This is a genomic window from Ereboglobus luteus (assembly GCF_003096195.1).
Classification (GTDB): domain Bacteria; phylum Verrucomicrobiota; class Verrucomicrobiia; order Opitutales; family Opitutaceae; genus Ereboglobus; species Ereboglobus luteus.
The window spans coordinates 3055652-3077234 of the sequence record NZ_CP023004.1 but is presented as its reverse complement, the minus strand read 5'-3'; the positions used below and the strand labels follow the sequence as shown (position 1 = coordinate 3077234).

General features: G+C 58.6%; 15 protein-coding genes. 6 read left to right on the top strand and 9 right to left on the bottom strand.

Annotation, left to right across the window (positions count from 1 at the left end):
* The first annotated feature begins 150 nt into the window (after positions 1-150).
* Together CKA38_RS11175 and CKA38_RS11170 are read left to right on the top strand one after the other, a co-directional pair.
* Complete coding sequence (locus tag CKA38_RS11175; protein ID WP_108825552.1) at positions 151-1209, top strand: small ribosomal subunit Rsm22 family protein; 1059 nt, start codon at positions 151-153, stop codon at positions 1207-1209.
* Between the two features lie 19 nt (positions 1210-1228).
* Entirely contained in the window at positions 1229-1861 is a 633-nt protein-coding gene (locus tag CKA38_RS11170; RefSeq protein ID WP_108825551.1) for a Rossmann-fold NAD(P)-binding domain-containing protein, read from the top strand.
* A gap of 153 nt (positions 1862-2014) precedes the next feature.
* On the opposite strand, the gene CKA38_RS11165 is transcribed toward CKA38_RS11170, so the two are convergent.
* Positions 2015-2572: a hypothetical protein gene (locus tag CKA38_RS11165; protein ID WP_152032826.1), complete on the bottom strand. Its 558-nt coding sequence runs from the start codon at positions 2570-2572 to the stop codon at positions 2015-2017.
* Positions 2573-2710: 138 nt separating this feature from the next.
* On the opposite strand from CKA38_RS11165, the gene CKA38_RS11160 reads away from it, so the two are divergent.
* Positions 2711-7084, top strand: coding sequence for a DUF3418 domain-containing protein (locus tag CKA38_RS11160; RefSeq protein WP_108825549.1), 4374 nt, complete (start codon positions 2711-2713; stop codon positions 7082-7084).
* Positions 7085-7192: 108 nt separating this feature from the next.
* On the opposite strand, the gene CKA38_RS11155 is transcribed toward CKA38_RS11160, so the two are convergent.
* The 4 genes from CKA38_RS11155 to CKA38_RS11140 form a co-directional block, all read right to left on the bottom strand.
* Positions 7193-8110 carry an endonuclease/exonuclease/phosphatase family protein gene (locus tag CKA38_RS11155; RefSeq protein ID WP_152032825.1) on the bottom strand — a complete coding sequence of 306 codons (918 nt, stop codon included), beginning with the start codon at positions 8108-8110 and terminating at the stop codon, positions 7193-7195.
* 76 nt (positions 8111-8186) lie between these two features.
* On the bottom strand, positions 8187-9101 hold the full coding sequence (locus tag CKA38_RS11150) for an endonuclease/exonuclease/phosphatase family protein (RefSeq protein ID WP_108826549.1): 915 nt from the start codon (positions 9099-9101) through the stop codon (positions 8187-8189).
* A 78-nt stretch (positions 9102-9179) separates the two neighbouring features.
* Positions 9180-11021, bottom strand: coding sequence for a hypothetical protein (locus CKA38_RS11145; RefSeq protein WP_108825547.1), 1842 nt, complete (start codon positions 11019-11021; stop codon positions 9180-9182).
* 84 nt (positions 11022-11105) lie between these two features.
* The gene (locus CKA38_RS11140) at positions 11106-13010 is read right to left on the bottom strand and encodes a hypothetical protein (protein WP_152032824.1); all 1905 of its coding nucleotides are present in this window, start codon (positions 13008-13010) and stop codon (positions 11106-11108) included.
* A 247-nt stretch (positions 13011-13257) separates the two neighbouring features.
* Here CKA38_RS11140 and CKA38_RS11135 point away from each other — a divergent pair, with 247 nt between their 5' ends.
* Positions 13258-13698 (top strand): universal stress protein, encoded by a 441-nt coding sequence (locus tag CKA38_RS11135; RefSeq protein WP_161554865.1) that lies wholly within the window; start codon positions 13258-13260, stop codon positions 13696-13698.
* Positions 13699-13868: 170 nt separating this feature from the next.
* Here CKA38_RS11135 and CKA38_RS11130 read toward each other — a convergent pair whose 3' ends face one another.
* From CKA38_RS11130 to ald, 3 genes are all read right to left on the bottom strand, one after another.
* On the bottom strand, positions 13869-16538 hold the full coding sequence (locus CKA38_RS11130; protein ID WP_161554864.1) for a glycosyl hydrolase: 2670 nt from the start codon (positions 16536-16538) through the stop codon (positions 13869-13871).
* Between the two features lie 173 nt (positions 16539-16711).
* Positions 16712-18181, bottom strand: coding sequence for a sulfatase (locus tag CKA38_RS11125; RefSeq protein ID WP_202863895.1), 1470 nt, complete (start codon positions 18179-18181; stop codon positions 16712-16714).
* A 185-nt stretch (positions 18182-18366) separates the two neighbouring features.
* Positions 18367-19455: an alanine dehydrogenase gene (gene ald / locus CKA38_RS11120; RefSeq protein WP_108825543.1), complete on the bottom strand. Its 1089-nt coding sequence runs from the start codon at positions 19453-19455 to the stop codon at positions 18367-18369.
* A gap of 227 nt (positions 19456-19682) precedes the next feature.
* On the opposite strand from ald, the gene CKA38_RS11115 reads away from it, so the two are divergent.
* Both CKA38_RS11115 and CKA38_RS11110 read left to right on the top strand, forming a co-directional pair.
* Positions 19683-19943, top strand: coding sequence for a hypothetical protein (locus CKA38_RS11115; RefSeq protein ID WP_108825542.1), 261 nt, complete (start codon positions 19683-19685; stop codon positions 19941-19943).
* Between the two features lie 87 nt (positions 19944-20030).
* Positions 20031-20357: a PIN domain-containing protein gene (locus tag CKA38_RS11110; protein WP_108825541.1), complete on the top strand. Its 327-nt coding sequence runs from the start codon at positions 20031-20033 to the stop codon at positions 20355-20357.
* Positions 20358-20418: 61 nt separating this feature from the next.
* Here CKA38_RS11110 and CKA38_RS11105 read toward each other — a convergent pair whose 3' ends face one another.
* Positions 20419-21549: a hypothetical protein gene (locus CKA38_RS11105; protein WP_152032823.1), complete on the bottom strand. Its 1131-nt coding sequence runs from the start codon at positions 21547-21549 to the stop codon at positions 20419-20421.
* Positions 21550-21583: the final 34 nt, after the last annotated feature.

Here is a 21583-nt window from a genome sequence, read left to right as displayed (position 1 = left end):
TGCACCCGGGAACGCGGGCATCCTGCCCGCAAGACGGCGCGGCACACCGCGCCGCGCAAGCCTCCAAACGGGCGGCAAGATGCCCGCGCTCCCAGGCGCAAACGCACAAACCGGCTTGTCACTCCGCCGCAAAACGCCTCTCTAACCGGCATGGATTGGACACAACTCGACTGGCAGGCGCTCGACCGATTGCGCGACGGCTTCATCAAGGGAACCGCCGCCAGCGGCCCCTATTGGCGCACGCCCGCCGACCTCGCCAACTACGACATGACCTACGCCGAACGCATCGGCTGGAAATGGGACTCCGTCCTCTCCGAACTCCGCCGTCGCAACTGGACGCCGCCCGCCCCCGCGCGCACGCTCCTCGACTGGGGATGCGGCAGCGGCATCGCCTCGCGCCGCGTGCTGCGCGCCTTCGGGCCGGAAAACTTCGACACATTGCACCTCTGGGATCACTCGCCCCTCGCGCGCGACTACGCCGCGCAAGTCGCCCGCCGCGATTTCCCCGACTTGAAGATCGAGCACTCCGCGCTCCGCACTCCACCTTCCGCATTTGTCCTCCTCCTCAGCCACGTCATCAACGAACTTTCCGACGCCGCGCTCGCCGAACTCACCGCCCTCGCCCGCCGCGCCGAGGCGGTCATCTGGGTCGAACCCGGCACGCATGCCGACAGCCGCGCGCTCGTGTCAGTGCGCGAAAAATTGCGCGGCGATTTCGACATCATCGCCCCCTGCGCACACGCCGCGCCCTGCGGACTCCTCGCACCCGGCGCGGAACGCCACTGGTGCCACAATTTTGCCGAGCCCCCGCGCAACATCTACGCCGATTCGGATTGGGTGAAATTCGGCAAACGAGCCGGTGTCGATCTGCGCAGCCTCCCCTACAGTTTTCTCGTCCTCCAAAAAAAATCCGCGCCCACCAACATGTCAGGCTTTTCGCTTCGCTCTGAACCGCATTCCGAACTCCGAGTTCCGCATTCCCAAGCCGCCCGCATCATCGGCCGTCCCCGCATCCACAAGGCGCACGCCGCGATCTGCAGTTGCGACGCCGACGGCGTCAACGACCTCACCCTCTACAAACGCGACGCCACCGCCCTCTTCAAGCAACTCGACCGCGCCCCCGCGCATCCGCCGCTCTACATTTGGAAACGCGACCCGGCCAACCCCGCAAAAATCCTCGACGGCAACCCAATCCACGTCGCCGAATAATGCCGACACTCGCTTGCACATGAAACTACTTCTTGTCGGATCAACCGGACTTGTTGGAAGCCACGTTTTGCGCATGGCGCTCGCCGACCCGCGCATAAGCGCTGTGACGGCGCCGGGCCGTCGCGCACCGGACGCGCACCCAAAACTCCGCGCGCCCCTGGTCGATTTCGACAACCTCCCGGCCGACGCGGACTGGTGGCGGGCGGACGCCGTCATTTGCACGCTCGGCACGACGATCCGCAAGGCCGGCTCGCAGGCGGCGTTCCGGCGCGTGGATTATGATTACCCGCTCGCCGTGGCGCGGCTGGCGAAACGGCACGGCACACCGGCCTATGCGCTGAACTCGGCCATCGGCGCAAGCGCCGGCTCGCGGATTTTCTACAACCGGGTGAAGGGTGAATTGGAACGCGATCTGGCGGCCGTCGGCTTCGAATCCCTGACGCATGTGCGCCCCGGAGTGATCGGCGGCAAGCGCCGGGAGTTTCGCCTTGGAGAGCGGATGCTTGTCGCCGGACTGACGGCGTTCGGTTTTCTGCTACCGCGCCGCTGGCGAGTCAACCCGGCGGACCGGATTGCCGCGGCGCTGATTGAATCAGCGGTAAACCCAAAGCCCGGAGTTCGCGCAATTGAATCCGCCGCCATGGTCAAATAACCCAAGGCCGCGGAGAAAAAAGAAACCGCCCGTGCGCGCCCGACATCATTGCCCGGCCAAGTTTACACACACACACTCAAACACCACGGCACTCGCCCCAGTGTTTTTGAGTGTTCACAAGTTCGGTTTATGCTGGCTGATTCCGCGCGCGCCTCATTCCATCCCGTAAAGTCCGTCCAGCGCCTGTGCGATTGCCGCGCGGCGCTTGTGATAATACCGGGCCATCAAACCCTGATATATGCACGTCACAAATCCCACCGTTGCGTAAAGCAGCGTGTGGCACATCCGGAACAATAGCATGAGCTGCGCGTCGTCGAGCGCGTCATAAGGATTGTCCACCTTGTAGCGCCTGCTTGCCTGTTCCGTGTATTCTCGAAACTGCGGAATCAATTCCCGGTAGAATTCCTCGTTGAAATGCGTGAGCTGCCATGTCGCATAGGCGAGTATCACAAACATGAGCAGCAATTGCGCTCGAACCAGCCAGTTGACGCCCATTTCGTCACCGCGCGCCAGTTGTTGCGAACCTTGTATCTCCATCGCGCCCGTGCCCGCTACGAGGCACGCCACCATCGCAGCTGTGTAGTTACCGCCCGCCGCGGCCAAGAGCGCCCCGATACCGGCGATCCACATGATCATGTGGCCGTCGAACCGCGCGACTTTCATTACGCGTTGGTAAACGAGTTCGGGAATGGGTGGAGGCTTGGCTGGCATGGTGGAAAACTAAGAATCAAGAATGACGATTTTAAGAAGGACAATCCGCCAATTCACCAAAATGCAAAACGAGAAAACTTTCGCCCCAACATTTCCGGCTTCTTACTTCTCAAATCTTAATTCTTAATTTCCCTCTGCGTGACCGATAATTCATCAGATTCCTCCCAACCGCCCGTTGAAGGCCGAACCCCCTTCCCTTTCCGGCTCGAATTCCCGCCGGAACTGCCCATCAGCGCGCGCGCGGACGAAATCACCGCCGCCATCGCGCAAAACCAAGTCGTCATCCTCGCCGGTGAAACCGGCTCCGGCAAAACCACGCAAATCCCCAAAATGTGCCTCGCCGCCGGACGCGGTTCGCACGGGCAAATCGCCTGCACACAACCCCGGCGTGTCGCCGCGCTCTCCATCTCGCGCCGCGTCGCCGAGGAACTCAACGTCAACTGGGGACGCGAAGTCGGTTGCAAAATCCGTTTCGACGACCGCACCTCACGCGCCACCGTCATCAAGTTCATGACCGACGGCATGCTCCTCGCCGAAGTGCAGAGCGACCCCATGCTCCGCGCCTACGACACCGTCATTCTCGACGAGGCGCACGAGCGCTCCCTCAACATCGACTTCCTCCTCGGCCACCTCCGCAACCTCCGCTTCAAGCGCCCCGAGCTCAAAATCATCATCACCTCCGCCACCATCGACACGGAGATGTTTTCAAAAGCCTTCGACGACGCCCCGATAATCGAAGTCTCCGGCCGCACCTATCCCGTCGAAGTCATTTACGCACCGCTCGACGACCTCGGCTCCGATTCCGCCTCCGACGAAAACGACAAAAACGCCCGCGCCGAGGCGCTCCACTACATCGACGGCGCCGTCGAGGCCGTCGAGCGCATCGTCCGCGAAACCGACACCGGCGCGGGAGGCGACATCCTCGTCTTCATGCCCGCCGAGCGCGACATCCGCGAAACCACCGACCTCCTCGAAGGCCGCGGCCGCTCCGCCTCCGCGCGCCTGAAAAACTGCGAAATCATCCCCCTCTTCGGCCGCCTCTCCAACACCGAACAGCAGCGCGTCTTCGCGCCCACGCAACGCCGCAAAATCGTCATCTCGACCAACATCGCCGAAACCTCGCTCACCATTCCCGGCATCCGCTTCGTCGTGGACACCGGCCTCGCGCGCGTCAGCCGTTACGCCCCGCAAGCGCGCACGCGCCGCCTCCCCATCGAGGAAATCGCGCAATCGAGCGCCGACCAGCGCAAGGGCCGTTGCGGCCGCGTCGCCGAGGGCGTGTGCGTCCGCCTGTATTCGGAAAACGACTACAACGACCGCCCCCGTTTTGCGCAGCCCGAAATTCAGCGCGCCAACCTCGCCGACGTCATCCTCCGCATGAAGGCCTTCGGCCTCGGCGACATCGAACGCTTCCCCTTCATCAACATGCCCGCCGCGAAATCGATCCGCGCCGGCTACGCGTTGCTCGACGAGCTGGGAGCGCTGGCGAATGCGGATTTCGGAATGCGGAATGCGGAATTACAGACGCAAGCGGCACATTCCACCCCGCCAAAGTCCGACATTCCGCATTCCGAAATCCGCATGGCGGGCATGTCGCTTCGCTCGGAACCACATTCCCTCACCCCCCTCGGTCGCGAACTCGCCCGCCTGCCGGTCGATCCCACCGTCGGCCGCATGATCCTCGAGGCGCGCAAGGAGAAATGCGTGCGCGAAGTCGCCATCATCGCCGCCGGCCTTTCGATCCAGGACCCGCGCGAACGTCCCCTCGAAAAACAAGCCCAGGCCGACGCCGCGCACCGCCGCTTCGCCCACGCCGATTCCGATTTCCTCACGCTCCTCAACATATGGGAAACCTTTCACGACCAGTTCGAAACGATGACCCAGTCGCGCCTGCGCAAATTCTGCCGCGAGCATTTTCTCAGCTACACCCGCATGCGCGAATGGCGCGACATCCACGCGCAACTCCTCGAAGTCCTCACCACCCGCAACGACTTTCGCAAACGCCCCAGCTCCGTCGCCGACGGACTCGACGCCAAACGCCTCGCGCGCGAAGGCGGCGTCCCCCTCCACTACGGCACGCCCGCCTACCGCGCCATCCACCGCTCCATCCTCTCCGGCCTGCTCGGCAACATAGCGCTCCGCGACGACGAGCGCGGCGGATACAAGTCCACGCACGACCGCCGCGTCGCCATCTTCCCCGGCTCCGTCCTCTTCACCCGCGACGAGCCGAAACGAAAAGACGCGTCATCGACGCGCGGCAACGACGCGCGCAACAAAAAGGCGCCCGCCGCGCTGATGGCCGCCGAAATCATGGAAACCACGCGCCTCTACGCGCGCACCTGCGCCCGCATCGACCCGCAATGGGCGATCGAACTCGGCGAGCACCTCCTCAAGCGCACCCACAGCAAACCCTTCTGGGACGAGCAAAAAGGCCGCGTCCTCATCAAGCAACGCACGCGCCTCCACGGCCTCGAACTCGAAACCCGCGCCGTCGGCTACGGCAAAATCAACCCGCGCGAAGCCACCGAAATATTCATCCGCGAAGCGCTCGTCAACGACACCATCACCTGGCCCTTCGACTTCCTCATCCACAACCGCGCCATTCGCGAAAAAGTCGAGGACCTCCTCACCCGCGCCCGCGACAACCGCTACATGAACCTCGACGAAGGCGTCTACCGGTTTTACGCCGAGCGCCTCGGGTTGAATGCGGATTTCGGAATGCGGAATGCGGAATCCCAGACGCAAGCGGCACAACAAGCCCTGCCTCGGTCTGTAATTCCGCATTCCGAAATCCGCATTCAACATTCAGCCGTGTCCGCCGTCCCCGAACTCATAACCCTCGTCCGCGAACGCAAACCGCGCGACCCGCATTTCCTCGAAATGCAAATCGAGGACCTGCGCGCGCCCGAGGAACTCCGGCACGACACCCTCGCCTTCCCCGAAACCGTCCCCCTCGAAAACCGCGCGCTCCCGCTCTCCTACGCCTACAAGCCCGGTCAGGCCGACGACGGCGTCACCATCCAAGTCAACATCCGCGAAGCCGAGGCGCTCACGCCCGCCGCGCTCGACTGGGCCGTGCCCGGGCACCTCGAAGCCAAGGTCGAGCACCACCTGCGCGCCGTGCCCAAGGAACTCCGCCGCGCGTTCATGCCCCTCGCCGAAACCGCAAAAACGCTCGCCGCACAAATCACCTTGCGAGACCGCCTCACCGGCCGCCGCGAAACCATCGCCGAATCCCTCGCCGCGCAAATCGCCGAGCGCTTTAACATTCAAATCCCCGTCGTCACCTTCGCGCAAAAACCGCCGCCCGACCACCTCCGCGTCCGCGTCCGCGTGCTCGACGACGACGGAGGGGAAATCTGCGCCAGCCGCGAACTCGACGAAATCCGCGCCGCGCTCGGCGCCCGCACCCGCGAAGTCAGCGCCGCCGTCTCGCGCGACGATCCCGCCATGTGGAAACGCGCGCGCAAACGCCACGAAAAACCGCCCGCCGAGACATGGGCCTTCGGCGACATCCCCGAGCGCATCATCATCGGCGACCTCGCCGGCGTCCCCGTCGAGGCGTATCCGGGATTGTGCAGTGGCCAGTCAGCGCCCGTTCCGCCAGGCAAACAACCCCGCGGGCGGGCCACCCCTGCCGCGCAAACACCCGACGGCGTCTCGCTCCGCCTCTTTCGCACACCCGAAAACGCGCGCGGGGAAACCCGGCGCGGCCTATTCCGCCTCCTCGAACTCCACCTCAAATACGAGCTCGCCTGGACGGAGCGCGACCTTGCCAAAAGCCTCCGCTCCCTCGCCCCGCTCGCCGCATCCTTTCTCTCCTTCGAAAAACTCCAGGCCGGCGCCTTCGCGCTCCTGCGCCGCCACATCTGCGACCCCGCGCGTGTGCGCGCGCTCACCGCATCCGCCTTCGCCGCTGCCGCGACGCAAGCCACGCACGACGTGCGCACGATCATCCCGCGCCTCACCGAACTGCTTCGCGAAATCCTCACCGCGCGCGTCACGCTCCAAGTCCTCCCCGGCGCGCACGCCACGCTCGCGCGCGACGCGGCCTCGCTCGTCTCGGAAAATTTTCTGCAAGACCCGTCCGTCACGCTCGAACGCCTCTCGCAATTCCCGCGCTACCTGAAGGCGATGCGCCTGCGCGCCGAACGCCACAAACAAAACCCCGCGAAGGACGCCGAGCGCGCCAAGCAACTCGCGCCCTACGAAAAAGCCGTCGCGTCGCTCGCCGCCGCCCCGCGCCCCGAAGCGCAAACCTTCCGCTGGCTCGTCGAGGAATTCCGAGTGAGCCTCTTCGCGCAGGAACTCGGCACCGCCGGGCCCGTCTCTGCCGTGAAACTCGACCGCGCGCTGGCCGCGCTGAGAAAAACCGGCGCGCCTCCGTCCGGCGCATCCGCCGCGGCCACGCCGCCCGCGCCCAAGCCGCTCATTTCGACGACGCCCGCCCCCGGAAAAAAATCCGCCCCGCTAAAAAGCCTCAACGCGCTCGACTCGTTCTTCAAGCGGTAGGGCGTCACGCGTCCCCTCGACATGAATCGACGCAGATCGACTTGTATCGAAGCAAGTCGAGTTATGAGGAAATTGATTCCAATCGCGGCGCACCCAAGGCCGGGCGCCTTACCGCCCGTCGCGCAGCTCCACGGCAAACACCACGGGACAATGATCCGAGGCCATAGGCTCTGAGACCGCCTTGTATTCCCGCACCGCAAGTGTCGTTTTTTTTGTTCCGCGCGTCCGGTATAAGAACCAGTCAATTTCCGATTTTGGATTGTGAGAAGGGAATGTTGCTTTCGCCGTTTCGTGTTTTTTAGGCATCGACCAGTTGTGTTCCTTTCCTAGCGCATCCCAAATCGGCGAGGTTTCCCTCGCGTTGAAATCTCCGCCCCAGATTGCCACCACCGATGAGTTCTTATCCATCAGGCGCGCCACTTCCGTCGAAATCAGTTTCGCATGCTCCATCTGCGTTTCCTTTTTTTTGTGATCCAGATGCACGCTCACCAACATGACCCGAAATCCATTGTTCGCTGCCGCCGCATCCTTCGCGCCGATTCGGGGCAGCACGATTTCCACGATTCCCGCCGAGCGCGGCTCGACCCCGCCCACAAGCGCCAGCGTGGACGTGTGCGCAAACGGCAGTTTCGACAAAACCGCGTTTCCGTATTCGCCGCCGCCATAACTCATGGCCTTCGCGAAATAGGAGCGCATTCCCAGCATCCGCCCCAATTCCGTCGCCTGGTCAACGCCGCCCGAACGCTTGGTGCGCACATCCACTTCCTGCAACAAGATTACGTCGGCATTAAGCTGCCGCAAAACCCCGGCGATGCGCGCCAAGTCGAGCTGCTTGTCCATTCCCCGCCCGGCATGGATGTTGTAGCTGACCACTCGCAACGGAGTTTCTGCCAGAGCAGTGCCGACAACACCGCTGATTGCCAATGCGAAGAATAAACCAATTCGGGAAATAATATTGAAGCGCATATGCGTAACTTGCCCGCACCCGCCCCCGCTGAACAGCGCAAAATACGGGTGTGAAGACAACCAGAAGTTAACGCCAGGAAGGCAGTAAGATTTTCAAAACGCGCCGGCGACTGGAAGCGCCAGGCGCGTCGAAAGATTACTCGGCCAAGCGCACCTTAACCGCGACGGGGAAGTGATCGGACGGGAGCTTGGGCAGGCCTTTTTTCGCAAGCGATTTTTCGGTGTCGCCCTCCTTCATCAACTCCTTGGGAACCGGAATCCAATAACATTCACCTAGAATCGCGTAGCGCTCGACGGTGAATTGTTTTGTCACAAAAATATGATCGATGCGTTCGTCGGTGCGACGGTTTACGTTGAAACCGTTGAAGGTGCCGTTGGGGAGGTGCTTAATCGGCGCGGCGTCGAAACAATCGGTCACGTAATTCGACTTTGCGAGAACGGCATAGGGGGCGCTTATTTGCGTCACGTTGAAGTCGCCCATGATGAGGGCGGGCGATTTACCGGCGATCGATTTCATCATTTTGAGCACGAGCTTTGCGCTCTCCTCGCGCGCCTGCACGCCCTTGTGGTCCATGTGCAGGTTGAAGATATACACGGTTTGCTTCGCACCGGTTTTGGACTGGAATTTACCCCAGGTGCAAATGCGCGCGTATCGGGCGTCCCAGCCCTTGCTTCCGGCGATGCCGGGGGTTTCGGAAAGCCAGAAAGTATCCTGCTCGAGCAGCGTGTATTTGTCCTTTTTATAAAACAGGGCGCAGTGCTCGCCCTTCTCCGTGCCATCGTCGCGGCCGACGCCGATGTGTGCGTATTCCGGCATGAGCTTGAGCATGTCCGCGAGCTGGTTGGGTTTCACCTCCTGCGTGCCGACAAAATCAAAATCGTGAAAACGGATGAGACTGGAAATGACGGGAACGCGCTGCGACCAGCCGTCGAATTTTTTATAATCGGAGGCGGCGTCGGTGCGAATGTTAAACGACGCAATATACAGATTGTCCGCCAAGGCGATATGCGAAGCGAAAAACAACAGGAGTGCCGGAATGATTTTGTTCATGTGCATGCGAGGGGAATAAGGTTGAAAGCACAGCATGTTGCCGCTTCCGCGGAATCAGACAAGCGGAGAAATGCCTCATCAATTTGCAGCCTGAACATGCTCCTGCTCCAACCTGCCGCGAAGTGATTCGAAACTTTCCCGCGTTTCCTGATCGGGCGATATCCTGACTCCCATGTCGACAAGCGATTTCGCCAGGGTCTTGTTGCTGCCGTGGAGAGCGTAGAGTGTGGCGGCATGATGCATGATGCGCGCGCTCCTGGGGAATATTAACGCGCCCTCGAGCAACACCTCGAGATGGGACTCCTTGGGCGTCGCGTCGCTGCACATCCACGTGTATCCAATGAGCGAATACACATCCTCCATCGGCGGCGGCTGATTGCGGGCCGTAAACAGAGGATCAAGCACGCTGGCAGTTTGCGCCGCGCTAAGCCTGCCGTTGGCCCCCGCCGGGGCGGCCAGCGCCTCGTTCAGCCGCAGGCGCGCAAGCTCCACATAAGCACGCGGACGCACAACGTTTTCCTTGGCCGCGGCTTCGAGGAATTTGCGCGCGCGCGCGTCGCGTTGCTCAAGCGATTCGAGCAAACCAAGCGAGGCAAGCAACCCTGCGTCACGCTCCTGGCGCAGGTAGGGAATGATGAATGCCTCGCGCGAGGCTTCCATGTTGTTGGCCAAACGAAGCGCCTCACCCTTGATGCGCCCAATCTCGGCCTGCGTGGCCTCGCGAATTTCAATAGGAGGAGGGTCGCCCAATCCATCCGTGCCTTTCTTCGCCTTGAACAGAATGGAACCATGGTCGGAGGCATCAACATACCCGCGCAGCATCATGGTCATTTGTTTGTATGTGCGACCAAAACATTCCTTGAAATCGTCCTCCGTCACAGGGCCGGTCATCGCGCGCCGGGAAAAAGTGAGAAACGCCTTCTGGTATTTTTTTTTATGACCATAAAGACACATGTGAACGAAGGCGAAACTGGCATCGCCCCAGTCAGAAGGACGCGGCATATCACCCTCGGGGTCATAGTCGATGATTTCGCTCAAAGAGTCGAGGTGGCCGAATGCAACAAAAACGGGAGTGAACGCCTCCCTCTCCGCTGCGCCATCCCCCGCCATCGCGCCCATGCTGAATATCTTTCCTCCGCCAAAATATTCAACACGTCCGAACTCAATGGCCTTTTTCCTCACATCAAGTGTTGCGAAAAGCCGGGAAAGCCCCTCTTCAAGCCACGGAGGAATCGGTTTATTGTTGTTGGCGCGACGCATGAGGAATCGCGCATACTGGCGGTAAAACTCTTGGTAAGGGTCAATACCCGATGCGGAGGAACCATTTGTTGTCTCTTCGGCCAGGATGCCGACTGGTTCATCGACAGAGTCGCCAAACATCCCTGCAAGTGAGGGATCGTTGAGCGATGAGAACACCCCACTTTCAGTCATTTCTTGCAAAAAGAAATCAATGACAATGGCCCCGCGCTCCCTGTCCTCCACAAAAAGACTTGTCGGTGTGATGAAAACACCAGCCTCCTTCGCTTTTTCCGCAAAAGGGGCGAAGGAATTTCCCTTTCCGCAAATGATGATGAGCGTAGGAATATTGATTTTATTATCGACTAGCGTGGGCCAGACAATCTGAACAGCTTTCTGGAGTTGCTGGAAATCCTCCAAAAACCTGCGCGTGGCGCGGCTGGATGCATTGGAAAGAATTTCATAGCCGGGCAACGTGGCATGGCGCCAAGATTCGGGCGGCGGAAGGATGCGCGAATCAGTGACGGTATAGCGCGGCAGCTCGACAATTTCGCCATCGGGCGCAGCCTTGATGTTGAGCCCCCTTTGCGCACTGGCGCTCGTATGCACGGCCAAGCTGAGAACCAAGGCCAGACCAAGGATAAATCCGATACCGTGAATGGATTTGATGCAGAGAGGATCCATTGAATGGAGAAGGAATCTTTAGAGCAAACCTGATAATGAAAAAAGGTGGCGCATCTTTTGAAATTTGCCCCACCGCCGCCGAGTCTAATTCAACCTGCCGCGAAGTGATTCGAAACTTTCCCGCGTTTCCTGGTCGGGCGATATCCTGACGCCCATGTCGACAAGTGATTTCGCCAGAGTCTTGTTGCTGCCGTGGAGCGCGTAGAGTGTGGCGGCATGATGCATGATACGCGCGCTCCCGGGGAATATTAACGCGCCCTCGAGCAACACCTCGAGATGGGACTCCTTGGGCGTCGCGTCGCTGCACATCCACGTGTATCCAATGAGCGAATACACATCCTCCATCGGCGGCGGCTGCGTGCGCGCCGTGAAAAGCGGCTCGAGCACGCTGGCGGTTTGCGTCGCGCTAAGCCTGCCGTTGGCCCCCGCCGGGGCGGCCAGCGCCTCGTTCAGCCGCAGGCGCGCAAGCTCCACATAAGCACGCGGACGCACGACGTTTTCCTTGGCCGCGGCCTCGAGGAATTTGCGCGCACGCGCGTCGCGTTGCTCAAGCGATTCGAGCAAACCAAGCGAGGCAAGCAACCCTGCGTCACGCTCCTGACGCAGGTAGGGGACGATAAACGCCTCGCGCGAGGCATCTGCATGCCCGGCAAGGCGAAGCGCCTCGCCCTTGATGCGCCCGATCTCGGCCTGCGTGGCTTCGCGCAATTCGACCGGCATTGGATCAGGCAATCCCTCCATTCCTCGCTTGACCTTGAACAGAACCGATTGTTGCGCGAGCGTATCCACATGCATGCTCAACATGGTGGCCATCTGCTCATAGCTGCGGTTGAAGCATTCCTTGAAATCATTTTCGCCCACCGGCCCCTTGCACGCGCGTAGCGCAAATTTGATAAATTGTTTTTGATATTTTTTCTCCAACCCGTAAATGCACATGTGAACAAAAGCGAAACACTGGTTGCTCCAGCGACTTTGATTGAGTGTTATCGATTTCCCTTTTTCGTAATCGAACATTTTGTCGAATGAAAAGATGGCGCCGTGCCGCTCCCTCCTGCTCTTGGTTGTGGTTCGACCACCTTCGGGCCTGCCCCCAATATTAGCGGCTGGCGAATGCGGAGTGGCATTCCACCAACCACCCCCAGCATCGATTTCATTGAGATCTTCTGTGCCGTCAGGAATCCATCCGCCGCCCGGTTCGAGACTGGATGCTACAGCTTGACTAAAGCCGTGCTCCACTTTTCCAAATTCGATCCATTTTTTGCGAAAATCGAGCGTGGTGAAAAGACGGGATAAGCCCTCCTCCAACCATTCAGGGAGAGGCACGCCGCCGTTTGCATGGCGCATAAGAAACCGCGAGTATTGGCGGTAAAACTCACCATAAGGATCGCTCATTGCGGAAATTTTCTGTCCCTCGCTATCTTCAAGTATTTGGTCTTCGAACACTTCCTGCATGGTAAAGTCGATTACAATGGCCCCGCGCTCCTTGTCCTCCACAAATAAGCTGGTGCGTGTGATAAAAACGCTGGGATCGGCATCCTCCGGAACGAATTGTTGAAAGGAGTTTCCCCGCGCGCAAAGGATTATCAGAGTGGGAATGTTGGCTCTGTTGTCTACCAGCGTCGGCCATACAATTCCGATGGCGGTTTGGAGTTGCTGAAAATCCTTCAGAAAACTTTGAGTGGTGAAATCGCGGGCATTGGAGAGAATTTCGTAGCCGGGTAACGTGGCATGGCGCCAAGATTCGGGCGGCGGAAGGATGCGCGAATCAGTGACGGTGTAGCGCGGCAGCTCAACGATCTCGCCATTCGTAGCATTGGGCGCAGCCTTGATGCCGAGCCTAGTCTGAGCAACGGCAGGTGAAAAAGAAGCGAGGCCAAAAAGGAGAACCACTCCTAAGATAAACCTAGCACAACTGCCGAGAGTGTATGGGGAATTCATATCATTGAGGAACAGGCCTATGTTTTGCTCAAAAACACGGGCTATGTCCATGTCATTTTAATGGCCTCAAAATATTTGGACTACAAGCGAGCCACTGCCGCCATGAAGACGTCGCATGATGCAGAGCCAACATACACGCCCCGCATCAGGGGGTAAACTCGTCGCGCAGGCAGAAAACGAACGTCAAATGACGCGCAACAAAACCCGCATCCGAAACACCCGTGTTTTTCATTTTTTTGTTCCGAAAACATCATTTCGTCATGGCCAAAACACAAATCCCGCGTATCCTGAAATCGCCATGAAAACGATACTCGTTCCAATCGACTTCTCGAAAGCCACGAAAGGGGTTATCGAAGCGGCGACCACCCTCGCCTCCGCCATGAACGCGCGCATTGTTTTGCTCCATGTCGTGCAACCACTGATCATCACGAGCGACTATGGTCTCACGATGGAAAACTTCCAGGAAACCATCGCCTCCAGTGAAAAACACGCCACGCGCCGCCTCGCCGAAATCAGCGAAGAACTGAAATCCCGCGGCATGCAACACGTGCAAACCGTGCAAATCAGCGGGCCCGCCCAAACCGGGATTCTCGCGGAAGCGCAGACACACAAGGCCGATTATATCGTGATGGGCTCGCACGGCCACACTGCCTTCTACGACCTGCTCATCGGCAGCACCACGCAAACCGTCCTGCGCAAGGCAACCTGCCCTGTGGTAATCGTTCCGCGCGCAAGATAAGTCTCGGCGCTCCGCCCCTTCGGCATTCCAAACTTCGAGTCGGCCGCACTTGCGCCAACTCGAAAGTCGCGGTCCAGCAAACAAGCGGCAAGGCGCTGCCCATCAATTTGGAACGCATCAACCGGCGTCCATATTTCGGAACGCGGCATGACGCGCGGCGTCGCCGCATCTCACTCCAATTTCAAAGGAGTGAGCGTCACGGGGCCGAGAAGGCCGGAGGGTTGCAGCGGCCACTTCGAGGCGTCGAGCGGCTTGTAGTGGACGTTCACAAAATTGATTTCATGGAAATTTTTCCATTGTTCGCCACGCACATCCATGTCGCGGATGCGGTTTGCCGCGAGATTTGTGACCTCGATTGCGAGCGTGTTTTCACCGGGCTTCAAATGTTTGCCCACGCGTGTGCGAAACGGCAGGCACCAAAGATAATCGACTTCATTGCCGTTGACAAAAACACGCGCCACCTCGCGCACATCCCCGAGATCGAGCTGCCATTCGTCATATTTCGCGCCCTCGGGCAGCGTGAATGTCGTTTCGTAGCGCGCCGTGCCCGCGTAGCGCCCGGCCTCCCCCCCCTGCTCCGGCCACGACTTGAGTTCGCGAGTGACATAGGCTGGCGGAATCGCGGGCGCGCCTTCCGTGAACGTGACGCGCCATTCGAGGTCGTCAGAAATCGTCACGGGGATTCCCGCGGGCTTGGCGTATTTCCAGAGGCGGGTGCGCGCGCCGTCGCGGGCAACCTTGACGATGAGGCTTTCGCCGGGCGCGAGCTGAAGGCGTATTTCCGTGCGCGGAATTTTTCCGGAAACACGATGAAGGTCGGCCATGCCGATGGTGCCCGTGCGCGGATCGTGAATTGTGGCGACTTCATTTTCGGCCTCGGATGGCGAGGGAAGCCGTCCGAGCTTCAGCGTGACCATGTCGTCAAACGCTTTTCCTGTGAGGTTGGTGAGGAAGTAGATTTCGCCGCCGTCATATTTGCGACGCACCATGCCGAGGCCTTGGTTTGCAAACGGCGCGGGCATTTTCTCGAGCGCCTCCATTGACATGACGTGAAAGGTGCCGCGCATGGTGCGCACGGGGGTGAGCGGCGCGCGGGGATTGAACGAGGAGGGAAACCCAAACTGCATCTGGCTGAGTCTGGCGCGACGCTCCTCAACGCGGGCAAAACCGGGAACATCGCGAGGGATGTCCTTCATGAAGGTCACCTGCGCGCCGGCTTCGACGAGCCGTATGATGGCGGCAAAGGTTTCCACGGGCATGTGCGTGACCGGCGGAACGACAAGTTGCTTGTAGGCCGCCCCGCTTTCGGTGACCAAGGCGCGGCGTGTTTTGTCGGCCACCGCTTTTTGTAGTTGATCGTCGGATACAAAATCGAACTGGCGCCCCTGCGCAACGAGGACGCGCGCGATTTCCTCGGTCGGCGAGTCGAGCATCCAGCCCCTGCCGTGCACGCCGAAGTTGCGATTCCAGCCAGCGGCGCGATGCCAGAGATCGTGAACGGGCCAGTAGATGAGCATGTCGTTATCATGCCGCCCCATTTGCAGGAAGGATTGCACGCGGGTGATGTAAGTGTTGAACGCGGTGAACGCGGGCCAGAGCGGATTGCGCGGATTGTATTGCGTCGAGGCGTAGAAGAGCCAGCCCGGCCACGGCACGTCCGCGGGGCTGTAAGCCGCGCCATGATAAAAAACATGGTTCACGCCTGTGAGAAAAAGTTGATCAAGCTCGGGTTTCAGCGCCGCGGGCGACCCGTGAAAATGCTCGCGAGTCCAGGTGAATGTTTCCGCAGAGACGAGATTCTTCCCGACAAGGTGCGCCGCGGATGACGCGAAGCGGTTGACAAGCGGGTGCGGCGACTCACGGCGTCCGGTCGCGTCGGAATTGCGATAATAGGGAATGGGAAACACCGACGAACCGTAGATTTCCGTTTCGGGAATATCGGCGAGCGCATAAAGGTCGATCAGGTTGGCCGGCGCGCCGTGGGCCTGCTCGCGCGCGATTCCGCCGACGCCATGCGTCCACTTCACCCACTCGCGAACGAAATCCATGTGCAACGAGGCAAGCGTTTCGCGGTAATCGGATTTAATGCGCGCGAGCTTGTCGGCGTCCCCGGGCGAAAGCGCGGAAATGCCGGCGCCGCGCGTGGAGAGAAGCGCGGAATGATCGGCAAGTTTGTAGCCGTGCATTTTTTCAAACGCCGCGGGAAGCTCGTTCGCCCAGTTTGCCTTGTATTGAAATGAATCATGAAGTTGCCCGTGCACGCGCGCGCCCTCGGGCAGCTTCGCCAGCGCGTCCGAAATCGGCGCGAGATAGCGCGCGAGCGCATCGGCCGAGTAAGGATTGATCACCAAGCCCTCGCCTCCCGGCGCGGCGCGCTTCACGCGAAAGTTTGTGGGAACGGGCGCAAACTTCCGCTCGGCATCAAACGCGATTTTGAGTTCGGCGTCCTCGTCGCGCACCTGCGGACCGCCGAACGGCCATCCCGTGCCCGTGGCCATGTCAACCGAAAGTCCGAGTTTGTTTGCCTCGTTGATTGTGTGGCCGAGCACCTCGATGTAACGCTCCGAGAGAAACGGAATGAAACGCTCCTCATAGCCCTTCGCGCCATAAATCGGCGTGATCTCCACGCCCCCGAGTCCCGCCTCGGCGAAAAGCTTGAGTTCTCGCGAGAGGTTTTGTTCGTCAACCGCATTGCCAAGCCACCACCAACGCGTCCAAGGCTTCGCCTCGCGAGTGACTTCGGGCCAGGCAACCTGGGCGTTGACTGCGGATTGCAAGCCAAACCCGCCGGAAACGAGCGCAACCAAAGCGATGATGAAAAGGGTAATTCGAATACGCATGGCCGGAATCATTGCAAAAAATCCACCAATGCCAAGCGAGCTGTATAAAGGCGACATTTCGAAATGTGCGCGAAGGGAATATCGCGACAGACGTCCGGTATCGCCGACATATCATTTGGTTTCGTGTTACCGCTGCTTTTCAACAGTGCGGAAATGTCGCCTGATGTTTATTATCATTTATCATCAGGCCGCCAAGGAACCGGACCGCCGGGCTTGGGTTCCAAGAAACGCGCCCCGGTTTGTTTATACCAAGCATGAAGTTTCGCACGCATTTCGGCGACACGCTCGGGTTCCCGCGAAGCCAGATCGCGTTTTTCGCCGATGTCCGCGCGCAAATTATACAAGTGCACTCGCCCGTCCTCCAACCGCTCTATCAGTTTCCAATCGCCCATGCGAATGGCCGAGGAGGGAAACCCGCCTTGATTGCCGTAGTGGGGATAATGCCAGTAAAGCGCATCCCGTTCCGGCGCTTCATTTTTTTCCAACAGGGGCATCAAGTTGACACCGTCGATCTCGCGATTCGCCGGCAACGCCGCGCCGGCAAATGCAAGCGTGGTTGGCAGCAAATCGATGCCGCACACCGGCGTGTCGCATACGCGCCCGTCGCGCGCCGCTCCGGGAAGTCTCGCAATATACGGCACGCGCAACCCGCCTTCATACATCCAGCCCTTGCCTCCGCGATAAGGCAAATTGCATGTGGGGTGGCCTTCACTGGTGCTCAACCCGCCGTTGTCGGATGTGAAAATAACAAGGGTGTTTTCCAGAAGGCCCTGTTTGCCGAGCTCGTCCAGAATCCGCCCAACCGCGGTGTCCATGCTCTCCACCATGGCCGCATAGACGGCATGGTTTTGCCGAATGCGCACGCGACGCGGCTGGGCGCGCTGCCAGGATTGCTCCTCCTCGCCAAAATCTTCCCCGCGATCAAGACCGAGTTTTTCCGCCTTTGCCTTGTATTTTTCAATCAACTCGGCCGGAGCCCTCAGCGGCGTGTGCACTTGGTAAAAACTATGATACAGCAAAAAAGGACGCGTCTTGTCCCTGCTCCGCAAAAGCGCGATGCTTTCGCTCGCAAGCCTGTCCGTGAGAAATTCTCCAGCGGGGCCGTCGGGCAGGCGCGGATTTTTGTAAGGGGAAAAATAGCTCCCGGGACTTCCCCGCATCCAACCCGCAACATTGGTGTCGAACCCCCGGTGCTCGGGCCAGTATTTTTCATCCTCCCCCAAATGCCATTTGCCGACAAAAAACGTCTGGTAACCCGTTTCGCGCAAACGCCCGGCCAGGGTGACCTCCTCCAGCGGCATGTGATGAATCATTTGCGCCGGTTGAAATCTGCCGCCGCGCTTCGCGCCAAACCAGTCGGTGGCGTCGGCGCGCGTGGCATAGCGCCCGGTCATCAGACCGAACCGCGAGGGACTGCACACGGGACAGGACGCATAACCATTGGTGAAGCGAACGCCCTGCGCGGCAAGCCTGTCCAAATTTGGAGTCTCATAAAAAGTGCCCTTGTTATAACAACCGAGATCCTTGACGCCGAGATCGTCGGCCAGAATCACAACAATGTTTTTCACAGTCGCACCGGCCTGCGTAAACAAGGGAGCCGCAAGGGCGATGACGCCGGCCTTCAATATGTCGTTTTTTTTCATGTCGGGGAACGTTCAAGCCTTTCAGGAAATCCTGTGGACACGCGCAATAAAACGGCAAAGCAAAACTCGTGTAACGTTACATCCGTTCCCACGGACAAGACACTCATGCCGCTCAAACCATCGTTGAATGGAATTGCGGGCGGGATGAGCAGGATTTGCGGGGGTTGGAAAAACGGACTGGTTTATCAGGCGTATCCAAGCGCTTTCGCGACGGCCGTGTTCACGATTTTGCCGTCGCGCGTGTTGACGCCCTTGGCGAGGCCTTGAGTTTCCTCGATCGCGGACTTCACGCCTTTTTCGATAAAGCGCACAAGGAACGGCTCCGTCGCCTGCGTGAGCGCGATTGTCGAGGTGCGCCCGACCATCGCCGGCATGTTCGGCACCGCATAGTGCACGACTCCGTCGCGCTTGTAGGTGGGCGATTCGTGCGATGTCGGGCGGATCGTTTCCATGCAGCCGCCTTGATCGACCGCAATGTCAACAAGCACGCTGCCGGGACGCATTTGCCGCACCATTTGACGGGTGACGACAACCGGGGCTTTCGCCCCCGGAATCAGCACCGCGCCGACAACGAGGTCCGCGTTGGCCACGGCGGCCTCGATATTGGCGGGATTCGCCGCAAGCGTGGTGACGGCGCCGCGATACAGGTCGTCGATCATGTCGAGCTTGCGCGTGTCGAGGTCGAGAATCGTGACGCGCGCGCCCATGCCCGCGGCGATGCGGCACGCGTGCGCGCCGGAGTTGCCCGCGCCGACAATCGCCACCGCGCCCGATTTCACGCCGGGCACGCCGCCGAGCAACACCCCCGAGCCGCCATTCTGGCTTTGCAGAAAATAAGCGCCGATCTGGAGCGAAAGACGTCCCGCGATTTGCGACATTGGCTTGAGTAGTGGCAGCGAGCCGTCGCGCGCCTCGATGGTTTCGTAGGCGATGCCGAGCACGTTTTTCTTGAGCAAAACCTTCGCAAGGTCTGGCACGGCGGCGAGGTGCAGATAAGTGAAAAGTGTCTGGCCGTTTTGCAGCAGTCCGTATTCGGATTCGAGCGGCTCCTTCACCTTCACGATCAGTTCGGCGTTTTTCCAAATCGTGCGCGCCTTCGATTCGATCTTCGCGCCGGAGGCGGCATACTCGGCATCGGCAAACCCGGCGGGCATTCCCGCGCCTTTCTGCACGAGCACCGTGGCTCCGAGACTGACGCACCGCGCGACAAGCGCGGGCGTTACTGATACGCGAGTTTCTCCATTTTTGATTTCCTTGGGGATGCCGATGATCATCCCCAAACATGTGAAATGCCTTGGTGTGGTTGGCAAATAATGTTTTGAAAAAATTTACGATCCCCATCGCGCCATACCGCACAGCGCAAGACAATCGGCCTGCACCAACGAACCCCAGTCAGCCATATTCCTTACGCCCGATCAGATATGCCAACCGCAATTCTCCCCGTAGGACGTCAATCTTTCGCACCTCGACGGAAACCCTGTAATACAACAACCTGTATTCAATGAACGCCACGCTTGATATTCCCGACAACCTGTATCGCAGGGTAAAAGCCAAAAGCGCGCTTACCGGCAAACCCGTCAGGGCCATCGCGATAAGCTTGTTTTCCGAATGGCTGGATGAGCCCGATTCGCCATCATCCGAAGCGGCGCCCCGCCCCCAGCCCGCTTGGTTCGGCATCGCCCGCCCTTACGCAGAGAAGGTTGCCAGCCACGACATGGCCTCTGTCCGAAAAAGCATTGAACAGGGTTGCGCCAAACGATGAGCGACCGTTGGTCGTGATACCTCGGTCGTCCTGCGCCTGATCACCGGCGAGCCCGAGGCGCGTGCCAAAAAAACCATCAACCGCGTGATGGACATTATCAACTCTGGCGGGCACTGCGCGGTTAGTGATCTGGTTGTCACGAAAACGTATTTTGCGCTCCAGCATCATTACAAACTTCCAAAATCCGAGGCTATTTCCGCGCTCGCCGCCATGTCCGTTGAAAACGGCTTCGTCTTTTCGCCCGCCGCCGTCACGCTCTTGCAAAAACACAATCTCGGTCGAGCCAACCCCGGTTTCGCCGACCGGCTCATCCACGCCGAATATCACGCCTCCTCCTTCCCCATGCTCTCTTGCGAACTCACCGCCGCCAAACTCCCCCAAGTCGAAGTCATTGCCGGGGCAAAGGTGAACTAAATGGGAAAATGAATTGGTGCGCCGTTCCGGTGCAAACCGGATGCCTTGCGAAACTCATGCCCTAGCGGTCTTTGGCGGCAGCGCTAGACAGAGGACGCCCCTTAACGAAATTATCATACATCCAGAACCACCTTATCGCATCACCATTAAGATCAATCCTAGAATATTTTTTTGTCACGACCTCAACAACTGGCTTAACGCAATTCCTATATACATCAACCCATCTTATATAAAAAATCCGATAATTTGAATGAATATTGGTTCGGTTTTTAATTATTAATCCTGCGAACTCTTGTATTTTCTCTTCTGTTGGATTTTCGTTCAAATCATTCAACCTCATGACAAAATCCTCCCAAAACACCACATGCTCGTCCAATTTGGCGATCATTGTCGCTATTTTCATTTTCCCTTCATTGATATAATTGCTCAACAAGTCAAATTCTTTAAAGGGAACACCCGTAAGAAGGCTCAGTGTCATATAATTATACCTGCGAATGCGATCAACTCGCTTAAGTTCGCCGTATGCGACCTCATTCAATCTATCGACTTTCCTCCCCTGTTCAAACAGAATACCTTCCGGATTAAGCGGATTCTCTAAATTCAGCTTTTTCACCTCTTCTTTCTCTTTATTAATGTCAAAAAAAACATTCCAAAAATTATTAATTTTGTTATTTGTGTTTTTTATCCTAAAAACGCGTTTTAAATTTTTATCCAATTGTTTAATAGTCGCGTCGTAATCCTCTCCTGACATCTCGCGTGAATATCCAGTATAAACTGGATAATTAACATTATTGTCTTCCTTTATCTCCCGGGCAACCTGCTCAATTCTGAGCATGCCAATCTCCCTTAATAAAGAATTCACTTTCCCAACTGTGATCTTGTCATTCTCTCGCAAGGAAAAAGCCTTCACCTGCTCCAGCCAGTCGCTTGTTTGTTTGATTATTCTGCACTGTCTAACCAAAGGCGATTTTTTATTTATAATATTAGTGAAAAAAAACTCATGGTCCGATTTACCAGCCACATAAACATCGAGAAAATATTCCAAATCCATCGTGCTGAACTCATCTCGAACCGAGGCTATCTTTCTTGCCAATGCCGCCTCATCCTCGCTTTGCGCGTTTAATGGAGAGATCAGTGACGCCGCAAACACCACGAATGTCAGAAGGTAGTTGGATAGGTGTTTTGATTTCATTTTGGGTTAGGGATTGGCCGGCTGAGTCAAGGCG

Bases quoted from the DNA above. Each gene is read 5' to 3' on its own strand.
- CKA38_RS11175 (WP_108825552.1), top strand. From the start codon at position 151: ATGGATTGGACACAACTCGACTGGCAGGCGCTCGACCGATTGCGCGAC.
- CKA38_RS11170 (WP_108825551.1), top strand. From the start codon at position 1,229: ATGAAACTACTTCTTGTCGGATCAACCGGACTTGTTGGAAGCCACGTT.
- CKA38_RS11165 (WP_152032826.1), bottom strand. From the start codon at position 2,572: ATGCCAGCCAAGCCTCCACCCATTCCCGAACTCGTTTACCAACGCGTA.
- CKA38_RS11150 (WP_108826549.1), bottom strand. From the start codon at position 9,101: ATGAACAAAATCATTCCGGCACTCCTGTTGTTTTTCGCTTCGCATATC.
- CKA38_RS11145 (WP_108825547.1), bottom strand. From the start codon at position 11,021: ATGGATCCTCTCTGCATCAAATCCATTCACGGTATCGGATTTATCCTT.
- CKA38_RS11140 (WP_152032824.1), bottom strand. From the start codon at position 13,010: ATGGACATAGCCCGTGTTTTTGAGCAAAACATAGGCCTGTTCCTCAAT.
- CKA38_RS11135 (WP_161554865.1), top strand. From the start codon at position 13,258: ATGAAAACGATACTCGTTCCAATCGACTTCTCGAAAGCCACGAAAGGG.
- CKA38_RS11130 (WP_161554864.1), bottom strand. From the start codon at position 16,538: ATGCGTATTCGAATTACCCTTTTCATCATCGCTTTGGTTGCGCTCGTT.
- CKA38_RS11125 (WP_202863895.1), bottom strand. From the start codon at position 18,181: ATGAAAAAAAACGACATATTGAAGGCCGGCGTCATCGCCCTTGCGGCT.
- ald (WP_108825543.1), bottom strand. From the start codon at position 19,455: ATGATCATCGGCATCCCCAAGGAAATCAAAAATGGAGAAACTCGCGTA.
- CKA38_RS11115 (WP_108825542.1), top strand. From the start codon at position 19,683: ATGAACGCCACGCTTGATATTCCCGACAACCTGTATCGCAGGGTAAAA.
- CKA38_RS11110 (WP_108825541.1), top strand. From the start codon at position 20,031: ATGGACATTATCAACTCTGGCGGGCACTGCGCGGTTAGTGATCTGGTT.
- CKA38_RS11105 (WP_152032823.1), bottom strand. From the start codon at position 21,549: ATGAAATCAAAACACCTATCCAACTACCTTCTGACATTCGTGGTGTTT.